Here is a 12,519-nt window from a genome sequence, read left to right as displayed (position 1 = left end):
AGATCTGTCCCCCTTCCGATGCTCCAACTTCAAGCTGCATCTGGCGAAGGAACGCCATCTGACGGCGCAGCCCCGCGATCTTCTCGCCGATGCGCTGGACCCTGGCTTCGGGAATATCGTTCGGTTCCTTGTCCGCCCGGTCGAGGGCCGCAAGATAGCGGGCGATGCTGGCATCGACCTGCTCGATCCGCTTGGCGACCTTGACCACGGTGAAGTTGCGATCGCGGTTGTTCACCGCCTTGAACTTCGAACCGTCCACGGCCGCCACCGCTCCAACAAAAAGCCCGAGTTGGCGGCACAGCATGACGAACTGCCGGCATGTCGCCTGGATCGCAAGCCCGTTGTCGCGCCGGAACAGGGCGATCGTCTTATGGTCGGGCGCTAGACGGCCCACCAGCCACATGACCTCGACGTTGCGCTGCGCCTCGCGCTCCAGTCGGCGGCTGGACGGGACGCGGTTCAGATAGCCGTAAAGGTAGAGCTTCAGCAGCGTCGCCGGATCGTAGGCCGGACGCCCTGTCGAAGCAGGCTCCGACCGGGCGAAGCCCAGAGTGCCCAGGTCGAGTTCGTTGATGAAAGCCTCGACGATACGCACCGGGTTGTCCTCGGCCACGTAATCGTCCAGCGAAGCAGGAAGAAGCCAGGACTGGAGCCGATCTTCCCCTTCGATGAACCGACCCATGCCGACCTCCCCCAGGTGAGATCACAAGTCTAGCTCAAATCAGGGTTTTGACACAGCCTCGGTCGACAGCAGCCGACCTGCAACCGAAATTGTAATTCTGTTTCACGAGGGTGCGTCGGCTCGGCGTCACAGCTAGAATGGATGGCTCTATCGTGACGGTCTCCCTCATGCGACGGTGGGGCACTCCCGCCTTCGCCGTTCGGGACCGATACTGGAGCCGGAACGATGCCCTCGCTCGAAATCCTTCTCGCGTTCTTCGTCATGACGGCACTCTTCTCGTTCATCCCAGGACCAGGCATGCTCTACGCGGCGGCTCGAACGATGGCTGGTGGACGACGGTCGGGTTTGATGGCGGTGCTAGGGATGCATCTTGGATGCTATGTCCACATCGCAGCTGCCGCTGCGGGGCTCTCCGTCCTCTTCCATGCCGTACCACTGCTCTACATGGCTGTGAAGCTTGCGGGTGCTGCCTATTTGATTTGGTTGGGTATTTCCCTGTTCCGTTCCAACGATGCCAGTGTTGCGGATCTCTCCGGAATCGCACCAAAATCCGGGCGTCGCGCCTTCGCCGAGAGCGTGACGGTCGAGGTGCTGAACCCCAAGACAGCCATCTTCTTCATGGCGTTCCTCCCGCAGTTCATTGATCCGGCGGCTGCTTTTCCGGTGTGGGTTCAGTTGGCTATGCTCGGCGTCGTCGTAAACCTCTTGTTCTCGTTTTCCGACATCGTGTGTGTGGTCCTGGCGGGCTTCGTCATGTCTAGGCTTAAGCGCTCCAGCTGTGTCCAGCGCTGGGTTCAGCGGGCGGGCGGGGCCATTCTAGTCGGCCTTGGCACCCATCTTGCGCTACAGAAGACCTGAGCCACCAACGCCCTGCCAAGCACGCTTATGAAACACTTCGCCTGTAAAGTGTTTCAGCGAAAAGGCCGGTTTTGAGGGTCCGAAAACTGCAAAGTCGGGTGGAAAGCTTACGGTCGGCTATCTGGCCGAAGATCAGGAAAGCCGCCATTACCGACTGGTCAAAGCAAGCTGAAGCGCCAGGAGGCTAAACGCTACCGCGAAGCTACGTTGCATCCAGCGCTGAACTCTCAGGTTGGTGAGAACATATCGGCGCAACGTCGATGCGAAGATGCCGTAGGCGGCGAACACCACGAACGTCACCGCCATGAACACCAGACTGAGGAGAAGCATTCGGGCGATCGGTGCCGGCTCATCGGCCCCGACGAACTGGGGCAGGAAGGCGAGGAAAAAGATCGAGAGCTTGGGGTTCAGGAGGTTGATGAGTATGGCTTTCTCGATCACCTCCCGCGAACTCGGCACGGTTCCATCATGCTCTAGGCCCAACGCTCCCTCGGCTCGCAGCATCGACCATGCCATGAAGAGAAGGTAGACGACGCCTGCGAACTTGAGAGCCTGGAAGGCCATGTCGCTTGCGTGGAACAGGGCTGCCACGCCGCTGATGGCGGCGATCATGTGCGGGACGATCCCAAGGGTGCAGCCGAAGGCCGCGACGATGCTCGGCCTCGAGCCACCGGACAGACCTGCCGCGAGCGTATAGATCGCACCGGTGCCGGGAGAAACGACCACGACGAACGTCGTCAGGAGGAACTCCCAGTTCATGCCGCGCCCCGATCCTCAACCGACGCCTTCGGCCAGACGGAACGAACCGCTTCACAGAGGTTGGAGATCAGGTGCCCCATATCGGCTTGGGCATTGGAATGCCGAGCCTCCGCGACGAGGAGGGTGTCTGTCGTCGCAGGCCCAACGGCCGAGGCCGCGCTTTGGCAGTTGGTCCACCGGCGTGCGTGGACCTGCTTGGAAACATCGGCGAAAAGGATCTCTCCCGGCTCGAGCGTCTCGATCGTGCCGGAGAAGATGACGTAGGGCTCGTTGCCTCGCGCGGGGCGAACGGTCAACTCGCCCTTGGCCCTCTCGATGTCGAACACCGCGATCGGAATTGCGAAGGCCACCGAGACGGCGTTGCAGAGGTCGACGAGTGGATGGACGGGCGGCAGGGTGCCGTCTTTTCGAAGGCGCCGCAAAAAGGCCTCTGATGCGCAGCGGTACTGCGTTGGCTTGATCCCCATGGCGGAGAACGCGCGACGCCAAGCTTGACCCTCCGGGAAGTCTTGACCCTCCGGGAAGTCGCTTTCGCTTTGGCGCGACAGACTCCTGAAGGCAAGATCGAGATAGGGGCGTGTCGCCACGGAGGCATCCGGCGCGGCCGAGATGCCGACGACTTGAACAATGCCACACGCAAGCGCCGGAAAGGCTGCGCGGACGGCTTCGGAATGAGCGAGCGGTAGAAGCATTCGGGCGGGTCCGGAAGGGATCGGTCCGGGAGATGTGAGACGACCAGCCGGTTCGGTCTTGAACGAAATTGCGCCTGTTTCCGGAAGCTGCCGGTCTCAGTACCGCGCTCGGACGTAAGTCCCTGGCGTCATCCCGTAGGTCCGCGAGAACAGTCGCGTCATATGGCTTTGGTCAGCAAATCCTGCCTTGGCCGAGGCCAGCGCGATGGACTGCCCACAGCGAAGGAGCCGGCGGGCAAGCTGAAGTCGACGCTGCACGGTATAGGCGTGGGGCGTCATCCCCGTTTGAGCGGCGAAGCCCCGTATCAGACGGAACCGCCCGATACTGGCAACGGATGCCAGATCCTCAAGGCTATGCCGAGCAGTCGGATCGTCATCGATAGCCTGCTGGGCACGCCGAAGGCCGAGCGGCGCGCCGTTTCCCTTGTCGGTTCCCGCTCCGCGAACCGCAAGCCGGTCCGCAAGAAGGATCAGCGTCTCGGCCGTCGCCTCCGGATCTGGTTCCCACAACAGCGATCGAAACATCTTGCGGAACAGCGAGGCGGCAACCGGATCGGTTCGGACGGGGTATGCGAGTTCGAGGTCCGCGCTGCGTCCTTCGTTGAGATCGAGAGCAATCTTACTGATGCGATCCGGATCAAGGTAGAGCATGGCCCAAGAGCGGACCTTGCCGCCGATTGGTGCTCCGTCGCGAACCTCGCCGGGATTGACCGTGATGACGTCTCCTCGAACGGCCTCCACCGGTCCCCGACCGCTTGCGGAGCGGTGGGCGCCAGACAGGACGACGCCGATCCCAAACTGGTCGTGGAAATGCCGGGCGAACGTCAGTGTCGTCCGAGCGAACATGGGCTCGATGCCCCGCGTGGCGCACGGAACAGGACGAATGATGGTTCGCAGGTCCTTCGGCATGAAGCCGAACCTATCACACTCGACGCGGCCAATGTCCGCTATCGGGATTGCTTGATTCGAGCAGCAAGGTCCGTAAGGGGTCGATATCCGTCCGACCGCTTCCGGGCGTCTGCTTCCCCTCCCGCCTGAGACTGAACGGGGTGAAGAGTCGACGGTCCGCTTCCTATGGAGATGAGAGGGAAGCGGACCTCCCTGCGGCTAGAGGGCGGTTGCCCCGAACCAAGCGACATCCAACGCGAACGAGCCGTCCGGCTCGATCGCGAAGTAGGTCGCCGTCGCCGTCGCGGCCTTGGTCTGTAGCGACCGGATCGCTGCGGTGGATGCGGGCGATGTGGCAATGCGCGCCGTCCACGATGCGAACTCCATGCGCAGGCGCCAAGTCCGAACCTCGTCGATCCGGAAGCCGGCCCCCTCCAGTGTCGCGATCCATTCAGACACACGGTAGTCACGGACGTGGGAGGGGGCGCGCAGGAGTTCCACCGCTTGCAGATGGGTGTCCAGGACGGCAACCGAGGGCGCGACGACGTCGATGAACACGGCCGCTCCACCGGCACTGAGTACGCGCCGCGTTTCGCGTAGGCCGCAGGCCATGTCCGCCCAGTGATGAGCCGAGAAGCGGCTGGCGACGAGGTCGAACTCGCCGTCGGCAAAGGGCAGTCGTTCGGCGGGCGCGACCGTTCCCGTCACATTCGCAAGGCTCCGGCGCGCTGCCTCCCGCTCGACTGCCGCAACCATGTCGAGGGACAGGTCGCAGGCGACCACCGCTCCGGCATGGGGTGACAGGGCATAGGCGACATGCCCGCCGCCAGTTCCCAAATCTAGCGCTCTGACCGGACGGCTCGCAGCGGCCAGCGCGCCCAGCCGTTCGAGGTCGGCGCCGCTCGCATGCACCGGGCTGGCGACATAGGTATCGGCTTGCGGGCCGAACTGGTCGTCGGCCAAGTCGTGTTGGCTACGGTTCACTTCGTGCCCTCCCATCGGCTGTAGGTGGCGGAGGCGGCGCCTCGTGCGAGAACGTGCCCCTTCATGGCATCGACCATGGCATTGCCCGTGAACCCTTCGGGCAACACGAGACGCTCGATGTCGAGCGCGAAGATCTCGACGACATAGCGGTGCGGTCGCTGGTCGTTGCGCGGTGGGCAAGGACCGTCGTAGCCACCATAGGAACCCGCCATGTCCGGTTTGGAGGGGAGGAAGCCGGCATAGACGTTCGCCCCACGCACGCCATGGCTGGTCGGTCCCGTCGGCTTGCCGCCCTTGGCGAAGCCGCTGCTGTCCTCGCCCTCCTGGAGCGATCGCCTGTCGGCCGGGATGTCCGCCAGGACCCAATGGTCGACGCTGATCCGCGGCGCATCCTTCGCGATGACGACGCCAGGCTTCTCGATCTGGTCGAGTGCCGCAGGCACGTCGGGGTCCTGCATGCGCAAAGCATAGGACCGCGTTCCCGTTGGTCCTGCGGACCACGCGACGGCGGGGCTGATGTCGGCAGGGTTCGTGCCGGCGGGCGGACAGAAGGCATGGCGGTCCGGGAGGATCGCGTGCGACGCCGTCTCGCCGAGTGAAACGGTCAGATCCGCCGCCGAAGCCGACGTGACGATTGAGAAGGGGGCGACGAGTGCAAAGGCGGACGCAATGGCTGGGCAGCGCATGGGATGGCTCCGTATCGGTTGTACACGGAAGAGCTATCTGCCCGAGCCCTCATCAGCCGGCCTGAAACGATCGACAATGCGCCGAAAGCGATCAAGATGATACGGATGGACCCCTGCGGCGATGGCGAGCGCTCGACGGCGCTTCGCCGTACAGGCGGCGGTAGTGCGACGCGAAGTGCGAGCGCGACGCGAAGCCCGTCGCCGCCAGCGTATCGGCGACTTCGGCGCCACGCTCGGCCAAAAGGATGCGCGCCGCCGCCATGCGCTCGGCGAGGAGGAGACTTGCGAAGCTTTCGCCTTCGGCCAGCAACCGGCGTCGCAGAGTCGCCGCCGAGCAGTCGAACTGCCGGGCGACCTCGGCCACGGTCCAGGGGTGGTGAAGGCGGTGGCGGAGGAGTTGGCGCAGGGCGTCGACGATCGACTGCTCGGCGTACTTCGGGACCAGAACGAGGGCGCCCCGTTCGGCGAGCACCAGAACGAGTTCGAGGAAACGATGCTGGGCGAGATGCGGCGAGATGGGATTGCGGACCGCCTGATCGTCTCTCCCGAACGCGTGAAGGAGCGCGTCGACGAGGACCGAGTCCACTGGTAGGGACCTCGGCCCGAACGGCGATCGACCGACGAACTGGGGCCATCGCCGGGCGCCCTCCACGATCAGGGGGCGCGGCAGGCGGACGAAGAGGGCGCGGTAGTGGCCGGATGTCGGGTCGGTCAGGTTGGTGACATCCATCGTGACGCCCCCGCTGGCAACGAAAGCCTCCCCGGGACGATAGGTCGTCTGCTCGATGCCGACGCGGACCTCCTTCGTGCCTTCGAGCAGCACGACGAGCCCGGCGCTGGGCAGCGTCATCGCCTGGAAGTGTTCTCGGTGGCGGGCGACGAAGGCGGAGACCGCCGGGATGTCGTCCTCACGCCCGAACGAGCGCGTGTCGAGACGCGCCAACGGTAAAAGCCGCTTCCAGGCTTCACCCAGGGAACTTGTTTCGGCGCTCATGAGTGGAACGACCCGGCCCGTTTGCTGACGGCAACTTTACGCCAAGCGCACGTGAATGTCCGCTGTCGGAGCATGCCAATCTCAGGACTGAACGCCTTTGAAGGGTCGAGAGCGGAATGGCAGCTTTTCGCTTGATTACCCCGAGAGCTGACAGGCCGTTTTCGGCCTTTATGCGAACGCCTTCGTACAGCGCTGAGACGGCAGTTCCATTCAAGATGCCTTCACAATGCGGAACCCTTCGATCTCCTCGATGACCGGGAGGTTTGGCCAACGCTGCATGTCGTGCAGGATGACGAGGCGACCGAAGTCGCCGGAGATCTCGCGGTTGATGCGATCGAAGGTCTTGAGCTGGTCCCAGACGCTGCCTGTGGCATTGGCAAGCGGTACGTAGACGCCGTCGTGGTTGTGGCCGCAGATGTTGCGCTTGGAGTAGACGCAATCGCCGGAGATCACGAGACGCCCGCGCGCCGTCTGGATGATCACGAACTGCTGGCCGACCGTATGACCGGCGCCGAGCCGCAGATGCAGGCCGGGCAGAAGGTCGTCGACATCGCCCTCCACCAAGTTGAGGCGATGTTCGAGCGAAGCATCGAAGGCGTTGCGCAGGTCGTCCGGGTTGATGATCTCCGTCAGGTAGCCGAACTGGCGGGGCAGTGCGAGCGCCTCGATCCAAGAGAGGAGTTCCGTCTTCTGGATATGGAGGCGCGCCTTCGGAAACTCGTGGATCGAGCCCATGTGGTCGAAGTGGGCATGGCTGAGCACGATGTCCGTTACGTCCGCGGGCGCGACTCCAAGCGCCGCCAGCATCCGCAGCGGCGACACCCAGAAAGGCACGCCGAACTTCTCGCTCATCGTCGCGCCGGAACCCTCCTTCATGAAGCCAGTGTCGACCAGCACTACATAATCTAGGCTTCGAGCAAGCACGAAGGAGAAAGGCACGTCGACCGTACCCTCGTCGTATGCCCCATGGACGAGGCCAGCGACGAGTTGGTCCTTGGAGCGGGCGAACTCGATGACATGAACGTCCCAGTTCGGCTGATCGGTGTCGGACATGGAACTCAGCTTTCCGCGATCGAGCGGCCGAGGCTCGAAAGCCCGACGGCGAGGATGAGAATGGCGCCCTGCAGGACATATTGCGAGAAGGTGGGCGCGCCGAAGATGTTCAGCCCGTTAAAGCCGAAGGCGATAATCAGCGCGCCGATCAGTGTGCCGAAGATGTGGAACTCGCCGTCTCGCAGCGTGGCGGAGCCAAGGAACACGGCGGCAAAGGCGGTCAGGAGGTAGCTGTCGGCTGCGCTTGCCGTGCCGCTGCCCAGACGCGAAGCGAGGAGAATGCCCGTGAGCGCGGCGCAGACGCCCGAGATCACGAAGCCAAGGATCTTGATGCGGTCGACGTCGATACCGGCCAGCCGCGCGGCGGCCGGATTGCCGCCCACCGCCTGGATCTCCTGGCCGAGGGCGCTTCGTTCGACCAGCACCCACAGGCCTCCGACCACGAGCGCCATGATGACGATGTTGTTGGGAATGCCGAAGAGCCAACGTCCCAGCGACAGTTGGAGGAACGCCTCCGGCACGCCCGAGACGATGGGCACGCCAGCAGAATAGGCGAAGGCGAGACCGGTCAGGATCGTGCCGACGCCGAGCGTCGCGATCACCGAGTTGACTTTGATCTTGGTGACGATCAGCCCGTTGACGAGACCGATCAGGGCGCCCGCGCACAGTACGATCAGGATCGCGAGCGGGATCGGCAGCCCGTTGGAGACGATGAGGCCGGTCACGAGGATGCCGTGTAGGCTCGCGGCGAATCCGACCGACAGGTCGAGTTCGCCGACCACCACCGCCAGCGTGAGCCCAGCCGCGATGATCATGGTCAACGATGCCTGGTTCAGGACGTTTGTGAAGTTGTTGAGCGTCGGGAAGGCGCGCGGCGACAGGACGGCGAACGCGGCGATCATGGCGAGCAGACCGATGATCGTCGCGTAGCGCGCAAAGAGGCCAAGCGCGGACTTGGCGCGTGGGGAGAGGCGCCGGTTCGAGGTGATCGCGTCGGTCATGGGAGCAGGTCTCCGGCGTTGCGCCCTTCGGCGTAGCTCGCCTCGATGATGGCGTTGCGGGTCAGGGCGGAACCCGTCAGCTCGCGCGCGATGCGTCCCTCCGCCATAACCAGGACCCGGTCGCAGAGGTCCGGCAGCTCATCCGGTTCGGAGGACACGACGAGAACCGCCATGCCTCGCTCAGCCAGTTCACGAATGAGACGGTGGATCTCGCCGCGGGCGCCGATATCGACGCCGCGCGTCGGTTCGTCGAGGATCAGGATCTTGGGCGTCCGCAGCAGCCAGCGGCCTATGACGACCTTCTGCTGGTTGCCGCCGCTCAGGCGACCGACGGGCGTATGCATGTCCGGCGTCTTGATCGCGAGGTCTCGGATCATGTCGTTCGACAGTTTGCGCTGACGGGCGGTGCTGATGAGCGGCAGCAGGTTGCCCGAAACGATCCGGGACAGGCTGGACAGGTGCAGATTGAAGGCGACGCTCTTGGTGAGCACAAGGCCCTCGCTGCGCCTCTCCTCCGGCACGAGGCCGAACCCCGCCTTCACGGCGTCCGTGGGGCGGCGGGGCGCGAAAAGGCGGCCATCGAGGCGCATCGTGCCGCTGTCCGCGCGATCGGCGCCATAGACGAGGCGCACGAGTTCGGTTCGCCCGGCGCCGACGAGACCGCCGATGCCGAGCACCTCGCCGCGATGAAGTTCGAAGCCGACATCGAGAACGCGCGGGCGTCGCGTCAGCCCCGAGACGGCCAGAACCACCTCGTTGCGGCGGCTGTCGCCCACGGGCTTCTCGACATGTTCGATGGCGCCGCCCACGATCGCCTCGATCAGCGCCGGCCTCGTCAGGCCGACGCCCTCGAGCGTCGCGACAGACCGCCCGTCGCGAAACGCGGTGACGCGGTGGCAAAGGCGCAGGATCTCGTCAAGACGGTGCGAGACGTAGAGTACCGCGACGCCCGAGCGCGACAGGTCCTCGACGATGCGCAGCAGCGTCTCGGCCTCGGTTGCCGACAGGGACGCGGTCGGCTCGTCCATGACGATGAGCCGAGCCCTTCGCACCAGCGCGCGACAGATGTTGATCAGCCACTTCTCGGCGACCGACAAGCCTTTGACACTGGAGAAGAGCGGGGCCGCCAAGCCGACGCGCCGCACCACGGGCTCGACCTCGCGAGCGATCGACCGCCAGTCCACGACACCGAAGCGCTGTCGCTTGGGCAGTCCGAGCATGATGTTCTGGAGAACCGTCATGCCAGGCACGAAGGCCAGTTCCTGGTGAATGAAGTTCATGCCGAGATCGGCAGCCCGCTGCGGCGTTGCGATCGTGCCGGGTTCACCATCGACCGCGATCATGCCTCGGTCGGGTTGCGTCAGCCCTGCCAGGATGCGGATCAACGTGGACTTGCCCGCACCATTCGCCCCGACCAGTCCGTGCACTTCGCCCGGCCGTACGGACAGCGAAACGCCCTTGAGCGCCTGAACGCCGCCATAGGACTTGGCGACGTCCTCGGCGATGAGGAAGGGCGCGCCAACCGGCATGGGCATGTTTCCAGCCAAGCGGGGCGCCGCCTGCAGCATCACTTGCCGGCGGCTTCGGGATGCTGCTTCACAAAGTCGGCGACCGTGTCCCGGGTCACGAGAACGGCCGGAACCTCGGCGGCCTTCGGCGTCCAGTCGGTTCCCGCCTTCTTGATCTCGTCCAGCATCTCCACCATGCGCTCACCCTCAATGTAGCTGTCTTCCCAAGCGGTCGCCGTCATATGGCCGTTCTGGATGTTCTCTATCGCCTGGGCGTTGCCGTTCACGCCATAGACCTTCACGTCGTCACGGCCCTGCTGGCGCAGCGCGCCGATGGCACCGATCGCCGGATCGTCCCAGCAGCCCTAGATGGCGAGGTTGCCGTCTCCGGCCGGATGGGAGGCGAGCCAGGCGTTCGCATATTGGGCGCCATCTTCGAAGTAGCCGGGAATGCGCACTTCGTTCTTGGTCACGGTGATACCGGGATGAGACTTCAGCATGTCGTCGAGAAGGACCTCTCGGTTCCGGCAAACCTCGCCGGTGCGATAGGTCAGGGCGAGCAGGCTGCCCTGGCCTCCCAAGTCGGCAAGCATCTTCTCGATGACGGGCTGGGCGATCGGCGCGCCCGATCCGTTGGTCGCGGCGACGGAGGAGCCGATGCCTCCGCCCCAGGTGACCACGGGGATTCCCGCATCTTTGGCGGCGGCAAGACCCGCGCCGATGGACGAAAAGGGAAAGACCATGTCGATGATCGCGCCGGCGCCGCGACTGGCAAAGTTCTGGATCGCGGAGTTGGCCTGATCGGCGCTGCCGGCGGCGTCGATGACGGATACGGTCCAGCCGGCCTTCTCGGCTGCCGCCGTCGCGCCGGCGATGTAGCGCACGTTGTTGGCTTCCGTGGCTGAGATCGAGACGATCCCCAGGAGCGGCTTGTCCTGGGCAGCGGCGGGGGCGAGCGTCGCGGCAAGGCCGGCGACGACAATGGCGATCGTTGAAGCGTTCATTGGATCCTCCCACGGTTGCTTCGGCTCCTGTCACCCTCCCGGCGAACACGAGCGAACCGTTTTGCCAATCTGTCCCGAATGGCGGGTGGATTGCAAGCGTCTCAAACGTTCACATGCCACCTTGCATCGGATACCGATATCAAGATACGCGTGAAGCTTCGCCGAAACGGTTAGCTGCAGGGCTCGTTTGACCACAATCCGCGACGTCGCAAAAGCGGCCGGGGTTTCCACGGCCACCGTGTCGGCGGTCGTCAATGACACCGCCTATGTTAGCCCTTCGCTGCGGGCACGCGTGCTGGCCGCTATAGGCGACCTCGACTACGCGCCGATGTCCGCCGCGCGCAATCTGAAGCGCGGTCGCAGCCAGTTAATCGCACTGGCCGTTTCCGACCTCACCAATCCGTTCTACGCCCGCATCGTCTGCGCCGCCGAGGCTGCGGTGGCCGATTGGGGCTACTCGCTGGTTCTCTTCAACAGCGACGAGAAGCCAGAGAACGAACGCCGAATCTTGGCGCGGGTTCGCGCCCTCTCATGCGATGGACTGATGCTCGTTCCAATCGACGCGAGCCTTCGCCTTGACGGTCGCGAGGGGGAAGGAGGTCGGATCCCGACCGTCCTGTTCGGTCGTCGCGTCTCTGACGATCGTTGCGACACCGTCACCATTGATAATGTCGCGGCGGCTCGGCAGGTCGCGAACTATCTCTTAGATCTCGGTCATCGTCGCATCGCCACGATTACCGGTCCGCTTCATCTGACGACTGGGCAGGGACGTCTTGATGGGCTGTTGGAGGGAATGGCGGCACGAGGCTTGGAGCCCGAACGTGGGCATATCCGCAGTGGCGCGTTCCGCGAGGACGTTGCCTATTCCGTCGCACGAGAACTGCTGACGAGCGCGGATCGCCCTACTGCGATCTATGTCGCCAACGGCGTCATGGCGCTGGGCGTCATGCGAGCGCTTGCCGACCTCGAACTGTCGTGTCCCCACGACGTATCCATCGCATCCACCGATACCATTCCGGGCATCGGCGGGCTGCGCCCACGTTTGACGCGAACGGAACATCCGATCTCGGACATGACGAACGAAGCGCTGCGGCTGCTGGTCGATCGCATCGAGCGCGGCGCGACCACTGCCCCTCGAAATGTCGTCTTCCAGCCCGCCCTCATACTTGGAGACAGCTGTGGGCCAGTCTAACTGCGCCAAAAAACTTGCCTCGACATCAAATCTTAAAGGCAGCTGTCTTTCGTCTCGTATGTAAAGCTGCCGGTCGGCTTTCGGCCGAAAGGCGTTGGGCGATTCTTTCTGCTGCGCGCCCATGATGGTCGTTCAGTGTCATCCGCTGACCTCTCGATAGCGCGGACGCATAAAGCTATTGCCCAAAAGGTCGGTGACCTGATATTGAAGTGTCAGTA

General features: G+C 64.1%; 12 protein-coding genes and 1 pseudogene. 2 read left to right on the top strand and 11 right to left on the bottom strand.

Annotated features, from left to right (window positions below):
• The coding region (locus tag GGR04_RS14465; RefSeq protein ID WP_183200625.1) for a transposase at window positions 1-682 on the bottom strand (682 nt) is incomplete at its 3' end.
• 225 nt (window positions 683-907) lie between these two features.
• Here GGR04_RS14465 and GGR04_RS14460 point away from each other — a divergent pair.
• Window positions 908-1,540: a LysE family translocator gene (locus tag GGR04_RS14460; protein WP_183200624.1), complete on the top strand. Its 633-nt coding sequence runs from the start codon at window positions 908-910 to the stop codon at window positions 1,538-1,540.
• A gap of 147 nt (window positions 1,541-1,687) precedes the next feature.
• On the opposite strand, the gene GGR04_RS14455 is transcribed toward GGR04_RS14460, so the two are convergent.
• From GGR04_RS14455 to GGR04_RS14410, 10 genes and pseudogenes are all read right to left on the bottom strand, one after another.
• Window positions 1,688-2,299 carry a LysE family translocator gene (locus GGR04_RS14455; protein WP_183200623.1) on the bottom strand — a complete coding sequence of 204 codons (612 nt, stop codon included), beginning with the start codon at window positions 2,297-2,299 and terminating at the stop codon, window positions 1,688-1,690.
• Window positions 2,296-2,991, bottom strand: coding sequence for a B3/B4 domain-containing protein (locus GGR04_RS14450; protein WP_183200622.1), 696 nt, complete (start codon window positions 2,989-2,991; stop codon window positions 2,296-2,298). The genes GGR04_RS14455 and GGR04_RS14450 overlap by 4 nt, the downstream gene beginning before the upstream one ends.
• 96 nt (window positions 2,992-3,087) lie before the next feature.
• Window positions 3,088-3,900: an AraC family transcriptional regulator gene (locus GGR04_RS14445; protein WP_183200621.1), complete on the bottom strand. Its 813-nt coding sequence runs from the start codon at window positions 3,898-3,900 to the stop codon at window positions 3,088-3,090.
• A 198-nt stretch (window positions 3,901-4,098) separates the two neighbouring features.
• Window positions 4,099-4,842, bottom strand: a complete 744-nt coding sequence (locus tag GGR04_RS14440; protein WP_246393161.1) for a class I SAM-dependent methyltransferase — start codon at window positions 4,840-4,842, stop codon at window positions 4,099-4,101.
• A gap of 17 nt (window positions 4,843-4,859) precedes the next feature.
• Entirely contained in the window at window positions 4,860-5,549 is a 690-nt protein-coding gene (locus GGR04_RS14435; RefSeq protein WP_183200619.1) for a YbhB/YbcL family Raf kinase inhibitor-like protein, read from the bottom strand.
• 91 nt (window positions 5,550-5,640) lie between these two features.
• Entirely contained in the window at window positions 5,641-6,492 is an 852-nt protein-coding gene (locus tag GGR04_RS14430) for a helix-turn-helix transcriptional regulator (protein ID WP_183200618.1), read from the bottom strand.
• A gap of 261 nt (window positions 6,493-6,753) precedes the next feature.
• Complete coding sequence (locus GGR04_RS14425; RefSeq protein ID WP_183200617.1) at window positions 6,754-7,596, bottom strand: N-acyl homoserine lactonase family protein; 843 nt, start codon at window positions 7,594-7,596, stop codon at window positions 6,754-6,756.
• 5 nt (window positions 7,597-7,601) lie between these two features.
• Window positions 7,602-8,597, bottom strand: coding sequence for an ABC transporter permease (locus tag GGR04_RS14420; RefSeq protein WP_183200616.1), 996 nt, complete (start codon window positions 8,595-8,597; stop codon window positions 7,602-7,604).
• Window positions 8,594-10,126, bottom strand: a complete 1,533-nt coding sequence (locus tag GGR04_RS14415; protein WP_246393160.1) for a sugar ABC transporter ATP-binding protein — start codon at window positions 10,124-10,126, stop codon at window positions 8,594-8,596. The genes GGR04_RS14420 and GGR04_RS14415 overlap by 4 nt, the downstream gene beginning before the upstream one ends.
• 38 nt (window positions 10,127-10,164) lie before the next feature.
• A pseudogene (locus tag GGR04_RS14410) lies at window positions 10,165-11,109 on the bottom strand (sugar ABC transporter substrate-binding protein).
• Window positions 11,110-11,296: 187 nt separating this feature from the next.
• Between GGR04_RS14410 and GGR04_RS14405 the strand changes: the two are divergent.
• Window positions 11,297-12,301, top strand: coding sequence for a LacI family DNA-binding transcriptional regulator (locus GGR04_RS14405; protein WP_183200614.1), 1,005 nt, complete (start codon window positions 11,297-11,299; stop codon window positions 12,299-12,301).
• The last annotated feature ends 218 nt before the right edge of the window (window positions 12,302-12,519 follow it).

This window comes from Aureimonas pseudogalii (assembly GCF_014196835.1).
GTDB classification, from domain to species: Bacteria; Pseudomonadota; Alphaproteobacteria; order Rhizobiales; family Rhizobiaceae; genus Aureimonas; species Aureimonas pseudogalii.
This window is presented reverse-complemented; position numbering and strand designations above follow the sequence as displayed.

Bases quoted from the DNA above. Each gene is read 5' to 3' on its own strand.
- GGR04_RS14435 (WP_183200619.1), bottom strand. From the start codon at position 5,549: ATGCGCTGCCCAGCCATTGCGTCCGCCTTTGCACTCGTCGCCCCCTTC.
- GGR04_RS14415 (WP_246393160.1), bottom strand. From the start codon at position 10,126: ATGCCGGTTGGCGCGCCCTTCCTCATCGCCGAGGACGTCGCCAAGTCC.
- GGR04_RS14460 (WP_183200624.1), top strand. From the start codon at position 908: ATGCCCTCGCTCGAAATCCTTCTCGCGTTCTTCGTCATGACGGCACTC.
- GGR04_RS14425 (WP_183200617.1), bottom strand. From the start codon at position 7,596: ATGTCCGACACCGATCAGCCGAACTGGGACGTTCATGTCATCGAGTTC.
- GGR04_RS14420 (WP_183200616.1), bottom strand. From the start codon at position 8,597: ATGACCGACGCGATCACCTCGAACCGGCGCCTCTCCCCACGCGCCAAG.
- GGR04_RS14445 (WP_183200621.1), bottom strand. From the start codon at position 3,900: ATGCCGAAGGACCTGCGAACCATCATTCGTCCTGTTCCGTGCGCCACG.
- GGR04_RS14455 (WP_183200623.1), bottom strand. From the start codon at position 2,299: ATGAACTGGGAGTTCCTCCTGACGACGTTCGTCGTGGTCGTTTCTCCC.
- GGR04_RS14450 (WP_183200622.1), bottom strand. From the start codon at position 2,991: ATGCTTCTACCGCTCGCTCATTCCGAAGCCGTCCGCGCAGCCTTTCCG.